Source organism: Ruminococcus turbiniformis (assembly GCF_020687545.1).
Taxonomy (GTDB): Bacteria; Bacillota; Clostridia; order Lachnospirales; family Lachnospiraceae; genus Mediterraneibacter; species Mediterraneibacter turbiniformis.
In genome coordinates this window covers 1-19,766 of record NZ_JAJEQX010000037.1, presented here as the reverse complement: position 1 = coordinate 19,766, position 19,766 = coordinate 1, and the positions used below count along the sequence as shown (strand labels likewise).

The 19,766-nt window shown below is 51.1% G+C and carries 17 protein-coding genes and 2 tRNA genes; 3 read left to right on the top strand and 16 right to left on the bottom strand.

The features are described 5' to 3' along the window. Positions 1–48 precede the first annotated feature (48 nt). The 15 genes from LKD70_RS15750 to LKD70_RS15680 form a co-directional block, all read right to left on the bottom strand. Complete coding sequence (locus LKD70_RS15750) at positions 49–198, bottom strand: hypothetical protein (RefSeq protein ID WP_227708828.1); 150 nt, start codon at positions 196–198, stop codon at positions 49–51. 13 nt (positions 199–211) lie between these two features. Further along, positions 212–892: an orotate phosphoribosyltransferase gene (gene pyrE, locus LKD70_RS15745; RefSeq protein WP_227708827.1), complete on the bottom strand. Its 681-nt coding sequence runs from the start codon at positions 890–892 to the stop codon at positions 212–214. A gap of 188 nt (positions 893–1,080) precedes the next feature. Then, the gene (locus LKD70_RS15740) at positions 1,081–3,624 is read right to left on the bottom strand and encodes a C1 family peptidase (protein WP_227708826.1); all 2,544 of its coding nucleotides are present in this window, start codon (positions 3,622–3,624) and stop codon (positions 1,081–1,083) included. A 440-nt stretch (positions 3,625–4,064) separates the two neighbouring features. After that, positions 4,065–8,204 (bottom strand): choice-of-anchor I family protein, encoded by a 4,140-nt coding sequence (locus tag LKD70_RS15735; protein WP_227708825.1) that lies wholly within the window; start codon positions 8,202–8,204, stop codon positions 4,065–4,067. 222 nt (positions 8,205–8,426) lie between these two features. After that, positions 8,427–9,329 carry a dihydroorotate dehydrogenase gene (locus tag LKD70_RS15730; protein WP_227708839.1) on the bottom strand — a complete coding sequence of 301 codons (903 nt, stop codon included), beginning with the start codon at positions 9,327–9,329 and terminating at the stop codon, positions 8,427–8,429. Positions 9,330–9,340: 11 nt separating this feature from the next. Beyond that, positions 9,341–10,123: a dihydroorotate dehydrogenase electron transfer subunit gene (locus LKD70_RS15725; protein ID WP_227708824.1), complete on the bottom strand. Its 783-nt coding sequence runs from the start codon at positions 10,121–10,123 to the stop codon at positions 9,341–9,343. Positions 10,124–10,190: 67 nt separating this feature from the next. Beyond that, positions 10,191–11,117: an orotidine-5'-phosphate decarboxylase gene (pyrF, locus tag LKD70_RS15720; RefSeq protein ID WP_227708823.1), complete on the bottom strand. Its 927-nt coding sequence runs from the start codon at positions 11,115–11,117 to the stop codon at positions 10,191–10,193. Positions 11,118–11,267: 150 nt separating this feature from the next. Further along, positions 11,268–11,747: a DUF2752 domain-containing protein gene (locus LKD70_RS15715; RefSeq protein WP_227708822.1), complete on the bottom strand. Its 480-nt coding sequence runs from the start codon at positions 11,745–11,747 to the stop codon at positions 11,268–11,270. A 12-nt stretch (positions 11,748–11,759) separates the two neighbouring features. After that, a complete protein-coding gene (locus LKD70_RS15710) occupies positions 11,760–12,308 on the bottom strand; it encodes a CD225/dispanin family protein (RefSeq protein WP_227708821.1) in 549 nt (182 codons plus the stop codon). A 123-nt stretch (positions 12,309–12,431) separates the two neighbouring features. Then, positions 12,432–13,049 (bottom strand): ECF transporter S component, encoded by a 618-nt coding sequence (locus tag LKD70_RS15705; RefSeq protein ID WP_227708820.1) that lies wholly within the window; start codon positions 13,047–13,049, stop codon positions 12,432–12,434. 213 nt (positions 13,050–13,262) lie between these two features. Next, positions 13,263–16,019, bottom strand: a complete 2,757-nt coding sequence (locus LKD70_RS15700; protein WP_227708819.1) for a translation factor GTPase family protein — start codon at positions 16,017–16,019, stop codon at positions 13,263–13,265. A gap of 98 nt (positions 16,020–16,117) precedes the next feature. Beyond that, the gene (locus LKD70_RS15695) at positions 16,118–16,561 is read right to left on the bottom strand and encodes a threonine/serine exporter family protein (RefSeq protein ID WP_227708818.1); all 444 of its coding nucleotides are present in this window, start codon (positions 16,559–16,561) and stop codon (positions 16,118–16,120) included. After that, on the bottom strand, positions 16,558–17,334 hold the full coding sequence (locus LKD70_RS15690; protein WP_227708817.1) for a threonine/serine exporter family protein: 777 nt from the start codon (positions 17,332–17,334) through the stop codon (positions 16,558–16,560). Before LKD70_RS15690 ends, LKD70_RS15695 begins: the two co-directional genes overlap by 4 nt. 147 nt (positions 17,335–17,481) lie before the next feature. After that, positions 17,482–18,345 carry a polysaccharide deacetylase family protein gene (locus LKD70_RS15685; protein ID WP_227708816.1) on the bottom strand — a complete coding sequence of 288 codons (864 nt, stop codon included), beginning with the start codon at positions 18,343–18,345 and terminating at the stop codon, positions 17,482–17,484. 136 nt (positions 18,346–18,481) lie between these two features. After that, positions 18,482–18,709, bottom strand: coding sequence for a hypothetical protein (locus LKD70_RS15680; protein ID WP_227708815.1), 228 nt, complete (start codon positions 18,707–18,709; stop codon positions 18,482–18,484). Positions 18,710–18,942: 233 nt separating this feature from the next. Between LKD70_RS15680 and LKD70_RS15675 the strand changes: the two genes are divergently transcribed. From LKD70_RS15675 to LKD70_RS15665, 3 genes are all read left to right on the top strand, one after another. Next, positions 18,943–19,014: transfer RNA gene (locus tag LKD70_RS15675), tRNA-Gln, on the top strand. A gap of 36 nt (positions 19,015–19,050) precedes the next feature. Beyond that, positions 19,051–19,124: transfer RNA gene (locus tag LKD70_RS15670), tRNA-Pro, on the top strand. 112 nt (positions 19,125–19,236) lie between these two features. Further along, on the top strand, positions 19,237–19,569 hold the full coding sequence (locus LKD70_RS15665; protein ID WP_227708814.1) for a transposase: 333 nt from the start codon (positions 19,237–19,239) through the stop codon (positions 19,567–19,569). A 72-nt stretch (positions 19,570–19,641) separates the two neighbouring features. Here the strand turns inward: LKD70_RS15665 and LKD70_RS15660 are convergent. Beyond that, on the bottom strand, positions 19,642–19,766 hold a 125-nt coding region (locus LKD70_RS15660; protein ID WP_227708838.1), incomplete at its 5' end, for a transposase.

The following is a 19,766-nucleotide window of genomic DNA, read 5'->3' as shown; positions in this document are numbered from 1 at the left end:
CTTATGATTCCGGCAAATCTGCCGGATTCGCTGGCATGACTGCAAAACTTAAAATGTAATTTCTCTCTTATTTTTCAGCAGATTTGCGCCGCTTACAATGGATAGCACTCCAACCGTAATCCCCATCACAAGTACGATAATCCCGATTGCGATATTTCCCGCGCCGCTGTTTTTCATTGTAAGGTATGCCTTTTCCATATAACGCGCCTCCTTATTTTACTCCATACGTTTCATAGTATGTGTCAATCGCCGCCTTTAATGTATCATCAATCACAACATTTCCTTTATATGGCTTATTGTAAAGGCATTCCACGACTTCCTCCATTGTCACGATCGCAGCCGTGTCAAATCCGTACAGATCTTTCACCTCATCCAGCGCGCATTTTTCGCCGCCTTTTCCCACCTCCATACGGTTTAAGGACACCATAAGTCCCACAATCGTTACATCCGCCGCTCCTCTCACCTTCGGAACCGTCTCTTCCATGGACTTCCCGGATGTGGTGACATCCTCGATCATGATCACCCTGTCTCCGTCCTTTAATTTACTGCCGAGAAAACTTCCCTTGTCCGCGCCGTGGTCTTTCTCTTCCTTGCGGTCCGAACAGTAGCGCACTTCCTTTCCGTACAGCTCACTGTACGCAATCGCCGTTACGACACTCAGCGGAATTCCTTTATAAGCCGGTCCGAAGAGTACATCAAAGTCATCTCCGTATTTATCGTGGATCGCTTTTGCATAATACTCCCCCAGCCTCTTTAACTGTGAACCTGTCACATAAGCTCCCGCATTCATGAAAAACGGGGATTTCCTGCCGCTCTTGAGCGTAAACTCTCCGAACTTCAGCACATCGCTGTCCACCATAAATTCAATAAATTCCTGCTTGTATGCTTCCATATTTCTCAAAACCTCCGCATTTATGGGCTTTTCCGCCCTTACTTTTTATTAATTTTTATTCCCTTTTTCACCGCTATACCCCGTTCAGACGCCTCCGCGCCGCATCTGTACACGCGTTTATGCAAAATAAAATGGGGTATGTCTTTTTTCATTCTAACATACCCCATAAATATTTTCAATTCACGAATTTATCCGCGTCTTCTTCGCATGGATACAGCCGCTGCTGCTGCGAGAACTGCAGAAACACCGAGCACCGCCGCTGCCGCTGCCGGCCTTGTCTCATCTCCTGTCTGCACTGCACCACCGGATTTTCCGCCGTTCTTTCCTGCAGTCGATGCATTCTTATCCGTATTCCCGGTATCTGTATCGCTGTTGTCGTCTCCGCCGCCCGGAGCCGGTTTTTCTTCCTTTACAAGACCTTTTATCGCCGCTTCAAGTGCCGCAGTCTGAGCGTCCACTTCTTCCTGCGAAACCTCCTCACTGTCCGCAGCAGCTTGCGCTGCCGCGATCGCGTTCTGAAGCGCTTCGTAGCTCTCCTCTGTGTATCCTTCGCCGCTGATTGCCTTTGCCTCGGCGAGTTTTTCAAGAAGAGCCGTCTTATCCGCCGGGATTACAGCCGGTTTTTCTCCTGCTTTCAGAGTAACCGTATAATCTGCTGACGCCGCTTCACCCCGGTCTGCCCCTTCCAGTGTCAGTACCGCCGCCGTTCCGTTCAGAACATCAGCCGGAATCCGGTCCCCTTCTGCAAAAGTCTGGCCTCCGGCAGCAACAGACAGGGAAGACGCGCTCTCTTCCGCAAGCGTAAAGCTTACATAAGCGCTGTTCCACGGGATCTCAATCTCGCCGGACAGATCCGGGCTCTCCACTCTCGATATTTCTCTGCCGTCCGAATCGTAACAGATCAGAGTGAGAGTCTCATTTGACATGCTCAGGGTCGTATCCGTGTCCACTGTATATGCCTTGATCATCGCATTTCCGGCAACGGTATAATTCTCCTCTGCTCCCGTGTCGCCGATGGGAATTCGGAACATCTCCTGCGCCTCTTCTCCCGCCAGGTCAAGCCACTCGCCTTCTGAAGCCCCATTTTCCGTAATACGGATAAAGCTCTGTCCCTCGCTGCACACAACAGTCTGTCCGAGATAATAGGAAGACTCTGCGTCATACCCCTGCACATACAACGGCGATGTACTGCCAAATTCTATGGGAATCAGAAACGCATCCTCTGCGGGAGTTCTCATCGTCTGAACAACAGAAAAATACTCTCCTTCCTGAAGCTCCACCGGATTGTCCAGCTCAATAACCGCGTAATTCAGGTTATCCACAATATCTGTCTGGCTCGATACAAGTTCGCCACTCACCGGACTGGAAGGATCTTCAAGTTTATATACCTCCGTCTGCACTTCAACAGAAATCATTGAGGCCAGAGAATCCGTGGTTCCCACTGCCCTGAGCGTCTCCTGTCCCTGAGCCTGAAAAACATTTGCCGTTGAAACGTCGGAGACCTTCCCTGTCCAGCTGCCAAGCAGTTTGTATTCCATACTGTAATTTATCATGGAGCGGTTTCCCATAAAATCATACTGGTAATTGTGGTCATACATTCTGTATCCCGCACTGTTTCCGGCATCTGCAATAAACTGGGCAAATTCATACACTGTAGTATCGTAATAAGACAGATAAAAATACCCCTCATCTCCCCAGGCGTCGCTCCAGCTGTTTTTTATGATCCACGCACCGTCCCCCGGAGGTGTAATCAGAAAGTTCTCCGCGGAATATGTGTCATCCCATCCCACCACAGTAACACCGTGGTTAATCGCCATGACATCCGGATTATACTGCGCGTTCGTCTCCGGGTTAAAATAGCGGGTCGTCACACCGTTTTCCAGATCTTCCGGGCTGGCCGTATCGGCGCAATATGTAAGCATAGCCGCTCCGTTGTTCATAATCCAGCTTTTCACGGTGGGAATCACCGACGAAAACATCTCCGGCCACACTGTATCCGCCGGATATCCTGAGGCCAGATAGGAAGACGGTCCGGCGGCAGAATATGCTTCGGCCATGCGGTAGGCGTCATCATAAGCATGGGACGCGTCCACACTCCAGTCTCCGTCTGCAGAGTAATAAAAGACCTCATCTCCACCTTCTTCAAAAATGATTGATTCGGTAATCCCCTCCGCATTCCGGTAAGGCACCTGTTCTTCCGAAGAGGCTCCGATCCAGGATGCAAGCGACGAAGTAACATCCATGCTTCTTCCTCCCATATTATAGACCCCCTGGTTCAGATCGCCTTCCTCAATCGACGGGCCTTCCAGTTCAGCATCCGTGGCCTGCTCATCCTTCTGCTGCTGTTTCGCGAACCATGTGATTGATTTTTCTGAAAAATCTGTCGTCTCCGACGCTCCCTGCATAAGCGCGCTGCTCTCAAGCGAAGCCAACGCCGAAAAGGCCCAGCACGACCCCCACGGATTCTGGAACTTTACAGACGTAACCTTTCCCTCGTCTCTCAGATCATACTTCTCCGGAAGTACCGTCAAAGCATTAACTGCAGACGGAGCAGGCAGCATGCTGGCCGTCTGGTTCGCGTCATAAAGGATTCCTCCGTTCTGCCGGAGATCCACCTCAACTGTAATTCCATCTGTAGACGGCGCCGCAAAAACTGTCATGCCGCTCCCAAGCATACCGAGACTCAGCACGGCCGCCAGCACTTTTGCCCCTCTCTTTCTTACTTTACTCATCTTTCTTTTCCTCCTGGAAATTCTCCAATTTTATATATTGTAGCATTTCCTTCCCAGACATGTAAAGAAGCGGAAATGTCAATTTCCCGGGAGGGATATTCGTTGGATAAATGTCCGCGTACGATATGGGAGGGGATTCCTCGCGGGCATCGCTTTCGCTCGGAGCGCAGACGCAGCGGTGCATAAGGCCGCAGACGCAGCGGTGCATAAGGCCGCAAAGGACGCGGCCTAAACACCGGCGCTGCTTTACGGCCCGCTCCGGAATCCCCTCCCATACTGCACGCTGGATTTTTCAAATCGGTTATTTCCCCGGTAAATTGACAGAATGGAAAAAGACGGCACTTTATTGACATATAGCCACATTTGTCATAGCTGCTTCTGCCAACAAAGACCGTCTTCTTTTTGTATTTCATAAAATCAGATTAATTAAAAATCACCGATTATCTTCTTCTGCGTACTACATACACCCCGGCTCCGCCTGCCAGTACCGCAGCAGCGATCATCACCGCGATCAGCGGATACACCTGCCCCTGGTCGCCGGTCTGAGCTGCTTTCTGGGAACCGTTCCCGCTGCTTCCGCTTCCGTTCTGCGTACCGGAACCATTCTGGCCGTTCTGGCCCTGATCCTCTGACGGATTCTTGTCCGGATCTTCTCCCGGGTTCTGTCCCGGCTCTTCCGGATCGGTCTGTTCCTCCGCATAGATCGTGATTCTTCCGTCACCGGTCAGGCTGCCGTACTGCTCTGCGCTAACTACGCCTCCCAGGTTCTCAGTGAAGTACTGAATCAGCATCTCCGAATCAACCGGGAGCTCTGTCTCTGTCTGCACTTCCTGTGCGCCGCTGAACATGGTGAACCCGTCGCCGCCCTCAAGAAGGGTGTAACGGCTTCCTGTCACGGTATATGTCTTCTGCGGATCAACCGGCTCTCCGCCGATCATCACGTTCTGCACACGTCTCTCCTTTGTGCTGTCCACACCGGTGAACATTCCCATCTCGTCGACAGTTACCGGAGATTCGATATAGTTGTGGATCTCATAAGTGAGACCGGATACCTGGAGGAATCCGCCGCTCTCCTCCGGGTTCATGCGCGCGCCGTGCTCCAGCGCATCCAGTATCTGCTGTCCTGTTGCATAGATCACGCACATCTCATTGTTCCACGGATTTACATCCATCAGCTCTTTGCGGGTTACTGTTCCCTCATCGATGGAGGCACGGATACCGCCGCCGTTTACAAGGGCGATGTCTGCTCCGGTCACGGTTCTGTATGCGTCAGCAACAAAATCGCCCATGTTTGTCTCGCCGTTTCGGATTCTTCTCGTGCCGCTCTCATCATTGATTGTAAGCTCCACTTCTGAAGTTCCCATCTCTTCATTGAGGTAAGCGAGGTTTTCGTTGCACTCGTCAATAATTGCCTGTACGCTCTGGTAAGCCGCTGCCGCCTCACCAGAACTGTTGATATTGACCTCTGACGGTGCGAGAAGCTCTGTCGTGCATGTCCCGTCCTCATTGAACGTCATCACGCCGAAGTCTGCAAACTTCGTTCCTGTCGATGTCAGCGGAACCATCTCGCCGTCTGCGTTCGCATAGGCATCGCCCGCGATTGTCTCGTGGGAATGTGCGTCGATAAACGCGTCGATTCCTGTTGTGTTTGCAATCACATCTGTTGATTTCCATCCCTCTGTCGTGCCCTCAATTCCGAGGTGTCCGAGAGCGATTACTCTGTCCGCGCCCTCTGCAACCGCACTGTCTACCGCATTCTGGATCGTCTCATAGAAGGTATCCTCCGAAAAGCTGTAGATGAAATTGCCGTTCTCATCCTGGAAGTAAGTCGGCGTTGACTTTGTGTATGTCTCCGGAGTGGAAATGCCGACAAACGCCACATCCTCCCCGTTCATCTCTACGATTCTGTAAGGTGCGAATACATTCTCTTCTGTGCGCAGATCCACAAAGTTACTGCTCAGATATTCGTACTCTGCTTCCTCAGAAGCAATCGTAAGGAATCGCTCCATTCCATAATCAAACTCATGATTTCCCGGGATTCCGAAGTCATATCCGACAGCGTTCATCAGGCTGACGATATCCGCGCCCTCTGTCAGGGAACCTACTGCTTCTCCCTGGATCGCATCTCCGATATCAACCGTAATCACATCATAGCCGTCTTCAATAAGCTGCGCCCGGTATGCGGCCAGATAGGAATATCCGTCAATCGCACAGTGTACGTCATTCGTGTAAAGCACTACCGCTCCCGCGGACTCCTCCGGTGTGCCGGGTACAACCGCGCTGCCGCTCAGCGTATAGGCTGCCATTGTTCCGGACACTTCACATGCTGCCAGAAGGATCGGGCTTCCTGACGGGGAATCCTCCGCCGGAACAAACGCAAGTCCTTCCGGTGACACATCTCCGGCAATATCATCTGAAAAATCTCTTGTATTGATATAGTTTACAAAGGATGCAGCAGACGGATTCGTCACGTCATATACCATAACACCGCCGATTCTTTCAAGACCGATGAACGCATACATGCTGTTTCCGATCTGTTTTACAATCACGGATTCCGGCTCCGGTCCCTTCTTCGCACTTCTGTCATCCACAGAGCTGTCATCGTTGGAGCTGTTGAACCACCAGCTTAAGTAAGAGGCTGTCCTGCTCTCAAATTCATTCGCGCTGTCGTACACAAGTTCCATTGTGTCTGCATTGTAAATCGTAAAGGAACGGCTTCCGAAAAGATAATTGGACTCCGCATCCAGTCCCGCGGTCACGTTCTGATCGAGAACTCTGACGTCCGCCGCCTCGTTTCCGGCCGCATCGGTGAGCGTCACTTCTGCCTCATTGATAAAGTCGCCCCACTCTCTTGCATCGCCCTCGTTGGCTGTCGCAAGATATGTCGTTCCGTTTACCTCAAACGCGCTGATGCCGTCCGGCATACGCACGCCGTATGTATTCGGATACACGGAAGCGCCGTATCCGTCGTCCTCCACAAGGTCAACACTGTTGGCCTCACTGCTTAAATCCTGGAATCCGAGACTTGCGATCGAGGTAAATGTGCCCGCTTCGATATCCAGTGTGGCAATGGCATTTGCCTCCTGCAGCGTCACATATGCCTTTGTTCCGTCCGCATTCAGCGCAATGTATTCCGGTTCCAGATCATTTGCCGCGCTTAAAATCTGTCCGTCTACCTTGTTGAACAGGATTCCCTGTGACGCAAGCGCTGCAGAGTCAAATCCGTCAAAACCGACCACTCTCGTCTCCCCGGTCTCTGTATTCACCACAGTGACAGAGCCCGCCGGGTCCACGGTTCCTGCTCCATAGCCCTCTCTCGGTTCGCCTTCATCCGCAGTGAGTATCCATTTTCCGTCGCTGCTCACCGTAACCATATCAGGCTGTACTCCGGTCTCATAGTCTGCCACAAGGTTTCCCTCATAGTCCAGTACGGCGATTCTTCCGGATGCGCTGTAGTCCGCTGCCTGGAGCGCAATCACAACGCGGTCGTTTACCGTATCAACGGCAACGCTTGTCATATCTCCGTACGAAAAGCCGCTGATCAGATTCTGCACCTGAATGGAGCTCTCCGTCGTCAGGCTGCCGTCCGCATTTACCGTGACGACATTTAACAGGCCCTGCTGCCCGTTCACGACATAAGCTTTTCCATTGTCGGAATTGTAGGATACGATCTCTGCCACACCGCCGTCCGCGTTCGGCGTTCCGAGGGAGACGTCCCCCGTTCTGTCAAGCTGAAGCGGCGCATCTGTCTGGAAACTTCCGTTCCAGTACGTCTGATCCGGCGTATCCGTTCCGCCGTCCCCGCCGTCGGTTCCGGGATCCGTCGGTCCGCCGTCTCCACCGCTGCTCTGCGGGCCGTGCGGTCCGAGTTCTTCCGATACTTCCTCCGAGTAATCCACCTCAGAGGAATCCGCCGCATTGCTGTCCGTGTCAGCGAAGCTGTCTCTGTGAACCGCTTTCTTCTTTGACTGTACCGCTTCGGTCTCTCCTTCATATACCGGAGGCATCTGCGCGTCCTCTGCGTCATTTCCCTGTACCGCAAGAAGATCCACATAGCCCGCCGGACGGTTCTCATCAGTGACCGCACCGGTGAAATCCTCGCCAAGCTCTGTTCCTGTCTCGTCGAGAAGCGCCACGGAAACACCCTTGTTGTGTATCATGATATCCCATTCCTGATCTCCTTCCGGAACGGCATAATCGCTGCCGCTTGTGGCCGCACAGCGGACAAGATAGTATCCGTTTGCCTCAATTGTCCCCGTAAGCTCCAGATATTTCCAGGAATCACTGTCGCTGCCGTCCGCGCTTGAACGGTATGCCAGCTTCCATTCGGTAAGATCCACACTCTCCCCGGACTGATTGTAAAGCTCGATAAAACTGTGGCTGGCGTTTCCGTCGTCCGATCCTCCGTAGATCTGATTTACAATCACATGAGGCACTGTCACATCATATGTGCCTTCCGCCGTATACGGAATCCCCGCGCCTTCTTCTGCCGCATGGACAGTCAGCCCGGACGGAATCAAAGCTGCCGTCATGGCAAATACGGACATTCCGGCAACCATTTTTCTCCATTGCTTTTTCATCTTTTTGTCCCCTTTCATAGAGATTGATGTTTTTACTCTGCTCTCTTCTCTGCCTGGAGAGCTCTTTTATTCTACAGGACAGTTAAAAACTTTTTGTAGAATAAAATGTAGAAGAAATAAAAACAGACAGGCCGGCTCGCACCGGCACTGTCTTTACTCTATCAGAAAAACGGGACTCGTTCTTCAACATCATGTTCAGTTTGTGTAAAAAATGCGTAACGGCTATTTTACAATTCCAACCATATCCGCAACAGAGGCAAATCCCTGCTGCTCCATATACTCCCGGATTCCGTCCACGATCTCCATCGTCACAGAGGGATTGTGGAAGTTGGCTGTCCCGACGGAAACAGCGCTCGCACCGGCAAGGATCATCTCGATGGCGTCCTCCGCCGTCATAATTCCGCCCATGCCGATCACCGGCACTTTCACAGCATTCGCCGCCTCATACACCATGCGCACTGCGACAGGATGTATGGCCGGTCCGGACACACCTCCCGTCCTGTTTGCGAGAACAAACGTTTTTCTGTTAATATCGATCTTCATGCCCGTGATCGTATTGATCAGAGAAACCGCGTCCGCTCCGCCTGCTTCCACCGCTTTCGCCATCTCCGCGATGCTTGTCACATTCGGACTCAGTTTCATGATAACCGGCTGTTTCGCGTACTTCTTTACCGCCTTTGTGATCTCCTCCGCAGCTTTCGGATTCTGGCCGAAGGCAATGCCGCCTTCCTTCACATTCGGACAGGAAATGTTGATTTCCAGCATATCCACATCCTCACCGGAAAGACGCTCCACCACCTCACAGTAGTCTTCCTCCGATCTGCCGCACACATTTACAATGATCTTCGTGTCATATTTTCTGAGAAACGGAATGTCCCTCTCACAGAACACATCAATACCGGGATTCTGCAGACCTACGGCATTCATCATGCCGCCGTACGTCTCCGCCACCCTGGGAGTAGGATTTCCTGTCCACGGCACGTTGGCAACACCCTTTGTCGTCACGGCCCCGAGCCGGTTCAGATCCACATAATCTGCAAATTCCGCGCCGGAACCGAATGTCCCCGACGCCACAGTAACCGGGTTTTTCCACTCTACTCCTGCGATATTTACCTTCATATTAATATCCATACTCATCAGATCTCCACCTCCGTAGAAAGGAATACGGGACCGTCCTTGCAGATCCGCTTGTTGTGCACATTGCTGTGGTGATCCTTCTCCTTTGACTGGCAGACACAGGCAAGACAGGCACCGATTCCGCATGCCATGCGCTCTTCCAGAGAGATGTAGCATTCGATTCCGTTTTCTTCCGCGTAAGCCTTGACCGCGCGGAGCATCGGCGTCGGGCCGCAGGCGAATATCACATCCGCGTCCAGAGCGTTTTCCCGGATTGCATCCATGACATTTCCCTTTGTGCCGACGCTTCCGTCTTCCGTGGAAATATAGACTTCTCCGTTCTGCTCAAACTCTTCTCTTAAAAACGTCTCCTCGTCCCTGTATCCGACGATGATCTGCTTCTTTTCGCACTCCATCTCCTTCGCCAGTTCCAGGATCGGCGGCACTCCGATTCCTCCGCCAATAAGGAACGCTTTTTTCCCTTCCGCCTTCTCATACGGGAACCCGTTTCCAAGCGGTCCGACTATCGGCAGGGTATCTCCCGCTTTCAGCCGGGAGAACTCCTCTGTCCCCGTATTCTTCCCGGTCACACGGTAAACAACCCGGAGCGCGCCGCCTTCCCTGTCGATCTCACAGATGCTGATCGGCCGCGGAAGGAGCTTGCTGCCGTCATTCGCATACATGGAAATAAACTGGCCCGGCTTCGCCTCCTTCGCGGATTCTGTCCGGATCCACATACTGTATATGCCGCGGGCTGCCTTCTCCTGGGAGATGACTTCCGCAAGTTCTCTCTTCTTCGTCATAGTTTCTCCTTATTTATATGCGGCTCTCTCTGATTTGTCCGCTCTTTGTCCGTTCTTTTTCCGTCCTCTACCGGCCTTCCAGCGCCTGACTGATATCCGCAGCCATCGCCTCAACCGCTGCTCTGGACGCATCGCCGAAGTTTTCCGGTCCAAACTGCGCGTACGCCTCCTGTTTGTAAGCTGCAATGATTCCGCGGGAAGAATTTACGATCGCGCCGAGTCCGTCCTCATTAAAGAAATGAACGAGATCTTTTCCCTGTCCTCCCTGCGCGCCGTATCCCGGCACGAGGATGTAGGATTTCGGCATGATCTTCCGGAGCACTTTTCCCATCTCCGGATATGTCGCTCCCACAACAGCGCCCACATAGCTGTAGTCGTCGCCCATGCAGTCCGCGCCCCACTCGGCAACCTTCTCGCCGACAAGTTCATAGAGCGGACGGCCGTCGATCAGCCTGTCCTGGAACTCGCCGCTGGACGGGTTGGATGTCTTCACAAGCACAAAGATTCCCTTTTTCTGTTCTTTGCACACATCGATAAACGGTTTTACTCCGTCGCTTCCCAGATACGGATTGACCGTCGCAAAATCCTCGTCAAAAGGAACATATTCTTTGCTCCCGACTTTCACCTTTCCAAGATGTCCCACTGCATACGCCGCAGAAGTAGAGCCGATATCCCCTCTCTTGATGTCTCCGATCACAACGAGATCCTTTGACTTGCAGTAGTCCACCGTCTTTTTAAACGCCTCGATTCCCGGAACACCGAACTGCTCATACATGGCAATCTGCGGTTTTACCGCCGGAATCAGGTCATATGTCTTGTCCACGATCTCTTTGTTGAACTGCCAGATTGCCTCCGCAGCGCCCTCGAGCGTCTCCCCGAATTCCGCAAACGCCTTATCCTGCACATGCTGCGGAATATAGTTGAGCATCGGGTCAAGGCCGACCACGATCGGCGCATTTGTCTTTTTAATTTTTTCCACTAATTTGTTGATCATATCTTTCTCCTTTTACCTCATCAGGATTCCTTCCACTGCCCGAAAATGCGTGGAAATGTTCCTGTTTAATCTGTTGTCCCTATCATAACATAAGTCCGCTGCCATCTCAAACCTGCCCCGCTGGTTTTGCTCTGCCTGCGGCTTTTTGTATCATCGGATAAATTCCGCCAGACCGCCGGGCGCCAGCAGAGTGAAAGGAAAGACCGGAATATTCCTGACCACTCCGTACACAAGAACAATCCCGAGAATCCAGGTCAGCATCCGGATGCTGATTTTCCGATCAATGTGGTTGCCTCCCGTCACAGCCCAGTCGATCAGTCTTGCCGCAATATACAGGCCGATCAGCGGAAGCATAACCGTCATCACCGGATTGTACGAGAAAGCGTCAAAAATCCGGCCGTGCAGGATGGAGTAGCAGGCGCGGCCCGCCCCGCATCCGGGACAGTAAAATCCCGTAAACGCATAAATCATGCAGGGGAGCGGGTAACTGTACGGGTTGTGATAATAAAGATACAGGGCCCCCGCCCCGGCCGCCAGAGCGATACAGAGCACACTCAGCACTCTTATGCTTCGTTTCCTTTTCACCGTCTCCCTGACAGCCGTTTCATATTCTTTCCATTTGATATTCATGCTTCTCATTTTTTAAAAATAATAGTATGCGCCCATTCCCATAATTCCGATATACACGAGGAAAAACAGTGTCCATTTGAGGATACCGGCGACAACGGATACAATAATCCAGATTCTTCCTGTCCGCGCCAGGCGCTGTGCTTCCGCGTAGTTTTCCAGATTCACCGCATTGTTGATTCTCGCCGCATACACAATCGCCACAATTCCGGTCGGAATACAGCAGCACACCGTTGTCAGAATGGACAGAACAAGGTACGGCACCCAGTTCAGCTCCTTCTCATCCTCTTCCGGCGCGTCAAACGCAGACTGATATTCCGGAGGCATCCGGTATTCCCGGCTGTCCGTTCCGAAACCTGCAGACTGCGAAGCACTCTCCCCGGCATGAGAGCCGCCTTCTGTCCCTGCTGCCGTCTGCTCAGTCTGAGCTGACTGCTGTTCTGCCTGAGCCGGCTGCTGTTCCGGCTGTGCCGCCTGTACCGGTCTTTCCGGTTGTTTTGCGCCGCAGAATGGACAGTATTCATAGTTGTCATTAATTTCTCTGTTGCAATTCACACAGTTCATAATTACTCCCTCTTTCAAAATAACAGCGCCAGTTTTCGCTGACGCTGTCACAATTATAGCGCTCTATTTATCATACCATCGAACCGCAGAAAAAGCACTATAAAATTGATTCTTCCTGCGGAATTATGACTGAGGCTCGGCCTGCACCTTCCGTTTCCTGCGTATCATTCCGGATTTCATGAGCACCGGCCGAAGGGCATTATAAAGTATTCCCGCGATCAAAACCGAAACAACCGCATTCACGAGCGTAACTCCCGCACTCCATTTTGCGAGAATATCCGCAATCTGCTGAGGCTGTCCCAGAATAAACTGGTTATAGAAATATCCGGCAACCGGATCTGCAATCACATTAAATCCAAGCCCTGCCACAGAAGCAATTACACTCCAGCGGAACACGTATTTTTTGTCCGAACTCTCGTTGATCCTGGCAATATGATGCGCCACAAGGCCTGTGACCAGACCGATACAGAGCTTCAGAAGAAATGTCTTCGGCGCTCCGGTAATATATACGGGATCAAGAATATCTGCAATACTAAGACCGATCGCCCCGGCCAGTCCGCCGTACCAGCCTCCGAGCACAAGCGCGCCGAGCACGCAGAACGCATTGCTGATATGAAGCGAAACCGCGTCACCTCCCGGAAGCGGAATATTGATCCTCAATACGGTAAACGACACAAAACAGAGTGCTGCAAAAAGCGCTGTCTGTGCAATTTTAAGAACTGTCTCATTTCTTTTTTCCATAAGTGCTGCCTCTTTTCCTGTCCTGTTTCAGCCAAATCCGCCGCCCCGGCTGCATCTTCCTTCTCAGCAGCCGCTTTCTTTTCTGTCTGATCTGCCGCTGCGGCTCTTTACGGCTGTATACCCCGATTTGACTACACGTATATTAGCACTCATCTGGTTATAGTGAAATGTCCAGTTATTGTTTTTTTATCCAGTCCAGTTTTGTCCTGCCGCTCATTTTCCCTTTTTGGAATCCGCAGAAGCCTTCTTCAGCCCGAGCCGAACCTGTTCCATCGTCCTTGCCGTATCTTTCTCCAGATAGTCAAACAGATAGTTTCTCAGATGGCCTTCCCTGTCCAGGTGTTCGCTCCTGATCTCTTTCAGCGCCAGCTCCACCTCATCCTTCAGCCCGGCAGCCGACATCCGCTTCGCGCCCTGCCCGAGAATAATCACCTGTTCCAGAGCGTCCGAAGTGGCCACGGTTACATCGTGGACACGCGAGATCTTTCTGACTGTTTTCTCGATATACTGGTCTGCGGTCTCCGCCTCTTTTGTGTACACAATATGTATATTATGATATTTTGCCACCTCTCCCGGGTTCCCCTCTACACGGTAAGCATCGAACACGAGAATCAGCGTGCACTTCCGGTATCCCTGATAGTTGCACAGAATATCAGCAAGCCTCCCCCTCGCCGCGGCAAGATCAATCTCCGAGAGTTCTTTTAACTCGTCCCACGCAAAGATGATATTATACCCGTCCACGAGAAGATATTCTTCTTTTTTACCGGCTTTTCTGCCGCCCGCACGGTCCGGACTGCCGGTATTATCCGAACGCGCCGCCCGTTTTCTCCCGGCTGTTCCGCCTGAACGGACTGTAACCGGTCCGGAAGATGCCTTTCTTCGCACCGGGTCCGGCGTACGCACGTAGATCGCATCCAGCTCTTCCTCTGTCAGTTCGATCGGCTTCCCGGAAGACCGCACCGGAGCGGGTATGGAGATCTCTCCCGGATCTTCCCCTTCTCTCAAACGGTTTTCCACATGCATATATTCCTCTACCTGATACCAGGGTACAATAAATCCCGCACCGTGCGCACAGAAAACAGAATCGGCCGTGTTTTCCACATCGCTTTCAGGATTGTAGCCGATTTCCGCCGTCACTTCCTCCGCATTATGACACAGGTCATATCCTTTCAGCGCGCAGAACATCCTTCCGAATCCTCCGGTATAGGCAGTAAATTCCTTCTGATACCCGCGCATCGCAGAGACAGGGGCGCTTCCCGTCAGCACCGCCAGCCCGTTCTCCGACATCGGCCCCTCAAAGCTGCCGTTCATCCTCTGTATATCTGTCATGGCGCGGCCCGCATTTTCCATCGGAAGCTCCATGCGGAACTCATAATACGGCTCCAGCAGCACACTCTGCGCTTTCATAAGCCCCTGACGCACCGCCCGGTAAGTGGCCTGTCTGAAATCTCCGCCTTCCGTATGCTTCTGATGGGCGCGGCCCGAAGTCAGCGTAATCTTCATATCCGTCACAGCGGAACCGGTCAAAACGCCTTTATGCTCCCGTTCTTCCAGATGAGTGATGACAAGCCTCTGCCAGTTCCTGTCCAGAATATCCTCGCTGCACTCTGACGCAAACTGCAGCCCGCTTCCCCTCTCTCCCGGCTCCAGCCGAAGATGAACTTCCGCATAATGTCTCAGCGGCTCAAAATGTCCGACCCCCTCCACCGTGTCCGCAATCGTTTCCTTATACACGATGTTGCCCTCGCCGAACTCAATGAGCACGCCGAACCGCTCCTTTACCATCCTCTGAAGCACTTCTGTCTGCACTTCGCCCATAAGCTGAATGTGGATCTCCTTTGTCTTCTCCTCCCAGACAACATGAAGTTCCGGTTCTTCCTCCTCAAGCTGCTTTAAATTGCGCAGCATCGTATGAACATCGCACCCGTCCGGCAGCTCGATCCGGTAAGTCAGCACAGGTTCAAGCACCGGAAGTTCCGAGTCTTTTTCCGCTCCGATTCCCTGCCCCGGAGAAGTCTCCTCCAGACCGGTCACCGCGCAGACTACGCCGGCCTCCGCACTCTGCGCAAGCTCGTATTTTGCCCCGGAGTATATGCGGATCTGATTGACTTTCCCCGGTACGCCGGGAAGCGTCTCTTTCACACTCATCATTCCGCCCGTTACTTTCAGATAAGTAAGACGGTTTCCCTGACTGTCCCGTGCAATCTTGTACACCTTGGCTCCGAACTCCTCCGGATAAACAGGCTTCGGACAGTATGTACACAGCCCGTCCATAAACTCACGGATTCCCTCCGCTTTCAGCGCTGACCCGAACCAGCAGGGAAACACTTTCCTGTCCTTAACCGCCCGCGCCAGCGTCTCCTCTTTGAGCGTGCCCGTCTCCAGATACTCCTCCAGCATCTCTTCCTCGCAGACAGCCAGATTCTCCATCGCATCGTCATCTTCCCAGATCTTCTCAAAATCCGCGCAGCCGGGATCCAGCCTCTCTTTCAGCTCTGCCAGAAGAGCCTCTCTGTCCGCCCCGTCTCTGTCCATCTTGTTGACAAACAGAAAAACCGGCACACGATACCGCTTCAGAAGCCTCCACAGCGTGATTGTATGTCCCTGCACACCGTCCGCAGCGCTGATTAAGAGAACCGCGCAGTCAAGAACCTGCATCACCCGCTCCATCTCCGCCGAAAAATCCACGTGTCCCGGAGTGTCAAGAAGGGTAATATCCAGATCGTTCCACTTAAGCACAGCCTGTTTGGAAAAGATCGTGATTCCCCGCTCCCGCTCCAGCTCATACGTGTCAAGAAATGCATTTCCGTGGTCCACCCGTCCCATGCCGCGGATGCTTCCGCTTAAGTAGAGCATCCCTTCCGACAGGGTGGTTTTCCCTGCGTCCACATGGGCGACAAGACCGATATTAATATGATTCGACGGCTTTCCCGCCGTATTTCTTCCTTTATTTACAGACGTATTTTCCATGAAAATACCCCTTTCCGTGATATTCAGTACAGTCACTATCATATCACAGAAAGGGGTATTCGTCGATAAATCATTATTGCAGCGCTCATTTAATGTATTTACTTCTTTATTTTCGCAACCGCCTCTGTCAGCCGGCCGCCGTACTGTTTCAGTATCACTTCTGTCAGCGCAAAACCAATCGCCATCGCAAAGATCGTCCGGAATGTCGCCTGAAAGTAACTGGCAAAAAGTTCCCTGTTTCCTTCCATCGCATAGTACATTGTATAATACAGGCTTCCCCCGGGAATCATCGGCACCGTGGCGGGCATCTGCATAACAACCGCCGGCACTTCTGTAAAACGCGCCGCAACCGCCGCGAACATACTGCAGAAAGCCGCTGTCAGCAGATTGCTCCAGAAATCATTCATCCACATGCAGCATATGAGATACAGAGTCCAGGACAGCCCCGCATTCAGCGCGATTACCCAGATATACCTGTGCCTGATTCCAAACACAATCGAAAACCCCACCGCGCCGATTGCCGCGGCAATTACCTGAATCATAAGAAACCTCCGATTATAAGAGATGAAAAAATATATCCTCCCGCAATGCTTGCCGCAATCAGAAGAGATTCCGCGAACCGGAGAAGACCTGTTATGATCTCCCCGACAAGCATATCCCTGACCGCATATGTAATCGCGATTCCCGGTATCGTCAGCATAATGCACCCAATCAGAATCTTGTCAAGATGCATCCCGAATCCCGCCATCACAAGCAGATTGCCGAGCATACCGGTCACAACAGAGCAGGCCAGATAATAGAGAAGCTGATTATCCTTTTTGTAAATGCCTTTCCTGTTCATGAAATTGATCACACAGGCAAGCACGGCGGTCGCAGCTGCATCGTACAGATTGCCGCCGAAAAACACCGTAAATCCGCTGGCGGCCATAATTGATCCCGCGTAGCTTATAAAAGGATGCTCCTCCTTCTCCGCCAGGATATCGTCCAGTCTGCTTCCGATGTTTCCCGGAGGCGGCGGATCAGCGCAGATTTCCCTTGAGAGCGTGTTAAGCTTATCCAGCTTTTCCAGATCCGTCGCATAGGCATTCACCCGGCGTGTCTGAGTGAGTGTTGCTCCTCCGCACGTAACTGCAGTCACCTCAATCATTGAAGTGACTGCAAATACATTCGTCTTTTTAAATTGATACACAGACAGTATCCGGGAAATTGTATCCTCCACCCGTGTAACTTCGCCGCCTGTCCGAAGCATCGCCTCCCCGATATCAAGGGCAATACTGATCAGTTTTTCATCCTGATTTTTCTCATTAGTACTCATTTCTCTTATTCCTCGTCAAATACAGAACCGCGTACGCTCCTGAAAAGCAGATCACAGTTCCGAAGCGGGATCCTTCGAAGCGCTTCCTTTACGCTAGAAACGCCACACAGTGTCAGGCTCCGTGCACGTTTCCCTTCGGATTTTCTGTCAGTTGAATATTTTGTGCTGCGACACAAAGCCCGCCCTGTCTATCGGCCGGAATTCATATCCGCTGTCTTTGTAGGACTGTATAATCTGCGGCAGCGCCTCCACAGTCTGAGGTTTTGTATCGTGGAACAGGATCATTATATTCTGATATCTGTCCGTCACAGAATTTGCAATAATCTCGTCTTTACTGCAGTTTGCGCCATCCCCGCTGTCCACATTCCAGTCATAATACTGATATCCCTCTTCCTGAACCTTTGCCGCCAGATCCGTCATAATCCCCTTGCTGTATTTTTCTGACACCCGGTTGGACGATCCGCCGGGGAACCGGATAAAGCACGGCACAAAACCAAGCTGTTCCTCCGCGACTCCCGCAATCTTCTCCAGATCCTCGAAATACGCATTTTCCGAGGAATACACCGACGAATAATCATGCGAGTACGTGTGAAGTCCGATCGTATGCCCGGCATCGTACGCCTCTTTTATGAGAGGTCTGTATTTTTCCTTCGCGCCTGTGATAAAAAACGTCCCTTTCACATCGTTTTCCCGGAGAATCTCAAGGATCTGCTCCGTATATTCCGAAGGCCCGTCGTCAAAGGTAAGATATACAATCTTTTTATCCGCGGCCGGCTCCAGCGTGCCGACCGGCACCCCCGGCTGTACGGACGAATCCTCTGCCCGTTTCTTCTCAGCCGCTGCTTTCGCCTGCTCTCTCTCCTTCTCTTTCTGAGCCTCAATCCGCTCTTCTCTGCGCTCCGCCTCATGACTGTCCACAACTTTGCAGAACGCCGTCGCACCGATAACAAAAATGGCAAGCCCGCACAAAATAATTCCGTTGATATTATACCGGTGTTTTCTCTTTCGCATTGCTTTTCTCCCCATTTCTCATACGGTATCCGCATACCATTATGATTATAACGGGTAGTTTTTAAAAAAATGCTATATTTTGCTTAAATATTATTAACTTTATACTAAGAAGCCAATCACTCCTGCAGTCTCACTCTCAATCATTCTTAAGCATTACTTTCTGACCATTGACATTGATGTTCTCCAGATTCTGGAATTCCCACTCTTGCTTCTGCGTCGAATATCGTACGATAACGGGGATCCAGCAGTCGCGGACAGAAAGATACAGATACTGTCCTGATCTGAGATTGATATTGCGGGCTCTCTTCTCATCCTTAACATAAATTCCTGCGTCATTACCGGTATTCAGCACTCCAGTGATCATGTAAAGCAACTCCTTTCATAAGAATTTTCTCTGCAAAACCAGTGTAAAAAGTATTTGTTAACAGTTTGTGCCATTAATGTAAATTTTTTTAAAAATTATCATTTCTGTTATGAATTTCCTAAAAATCATTTCCCAGAAAATGAATGTAAAGAAATTTAAAAAAGTGCTTGATTTTTCCGTAGAGTCTGATATAATAACGTTGTTGCTTGTGAGAGCAGAAAAAAGAAAACTAATGCGGAATGGTGTAATTGGCAGCACAGCAGACTCTGACTCTGTTAGTAGGGGTTCAAGTCCCTTTTCCGTAGCTTGGAATTTGTTGAATAGCAGATTCCTTCTTTTATCGGAGTGTGGCTCAGCTTGGTAGAGCGCTACGTTCGGGACGTAGAGGCCGCAGGTTCAAATCCTGTCACTCCGATTTTTTTATTGGGACGCCGCAAAGCCTTGAGTTTAAAGGGCACTGAAAAAGTCTGATTCTAAAAAAGAATTGGGCTTTTTTTAGTATTTCCATTATAATAGAAATTCATCTTTTGCGGAGAATAAAAGAAAATATAGATTTCAGCTTTGTAAATCCAATGCTTCGTAAGCAATATTGTGAAAATTTCGGTCGCCCGGCGAAGGAACCGGAGATGATGTTTAAACTGCTTTTTCTGAAAAAACTGTATGATCTTTCTGATGAAGCTCTGATTAGCAGCGCCCAGACGGACATGGCATTTAAATTTTTCCTTGATCTGGAACCGGAAGCAAAAATGATAGATCCCAGTCTTCTTACAAAATTCAGAAAAACTCGTATTACAGAAGATATCATGGAAGAAATGCTGAAAGAAACTAAGTCACAACCACCACTTCAAGTGGTGGTTTGAGTTGGCCCTCATAAGGGCCGGTTACATGCTCGCCCAAAAGGGCGGGTATCGCAAGCATTGTTACTGGTCCGCTTATAAAGCGGTACTACTTGAATCTTCTTTCCTCGATTCTTCCGCCTGCTCTCTTATATATTTCTTTATTGCATCTTCTGTGATATTACCAATTGTTGAAACATAATATCCTCTGGCCCAGAATG

Bases quoted from the DNA above. Each gene is read 5' to 3' on its own strand.
- LKD70_RS15705 (WP_227708820.1), bottom strand. From the start codon at position 13,049: ATGGAAAAAAGAAATGAGACAGTTCTTAAAATTGCACAGACAGCGCTT.
- LKD70_RS15715 (WP_227708822.1), bottom strand. From the start codon at position 11,747: ATGAATATCAAATGGAAAGAATATGAAACGGCTGTCAGGGAGACGGTG.
- LKD70_RS15680 (WP_227708815.1), bottom strand. From the start codon at position 18,709: ATGATCACTGGAGTGCTGAATACCGGTAATGACGCAGGAATTTATGTT.
- LKD70_RS15735 (WP_227708825.1), bottom strand. From the start codon at position 8,204: ATGAAAAAGCAATGGAGAAAAATGGTTGCCGGAATGTCCGTATTTGCC.
- LKD70_RS15740 (WP_227708826.1), bottom strand. From the start codon at position 3,624: ATGAGTAAAGTAAGAAAGAGAGGGGCAAAAGTGCTGGCGGCCGTGCTG.
- LKD70_RS15690 (WP_227708817.1), bottom strand. From the start codon at position 17,334: ATGAGTACTAATGAGAAAAATCAGGATGAAAAACTGATCAGTATTGCC.
- LKD70_RS15685 (WP_227708816.1), bottom strand. From the start codon at position 18,345: ATGCGAAAGAGAAAACACCGGTATAATATCAACGGAATTATTTTGTGC.
- LKD70_RS15750 (WP_227708828.1), bottom strand. From the start codon at position 198: ATGGAAAAGGCATACCTTACAATGAAAAACAGCGGCGCGGGAAATATC.
- LKD70_RS15725 (WP_227708824.1), bottom strand. From the start codon at position 10,123: ATGACGAAGAAGAGAGAACTTGCGGAAGTCATCTCCCAGGAGAAGGCA.
- LKD70_RS15710 (WP_227708821.1), bottom strand. From the start codon at position 12,308: ATGAACTGTGTGAATTGCAACAGAGAAATTAATGACAACTATGAATAC.
- LKD70_RS15695 (WP_227708818.1), bottom strand. From the start codon at position 16,561: ATGATTCAGGTAATTGCCGCGGCAATCGGCGCGGTGGGGTTTTCGATT.
- pyrE (WP_227708827.1), bottom strand. From the start codon at position 892: ATGGAAGCATACAAGCAGGAATTTATTGAATTTATGGTGGACAGCGAT.
- pyrF (WP_227708823.1), bottom strand. From the start codon at position 11,117: ATGATCAACAAATTAGTGGAAAAAATTAAAAAGACAAATGCGCCGATC.
- LKD70_RS15700 (WP_227708819.1), bottom strand. From the start codon at position 16,019: ATGGAAAATACGTCTGTAAATAAAGGAAGAAATACGGCGGGAAAGCCG.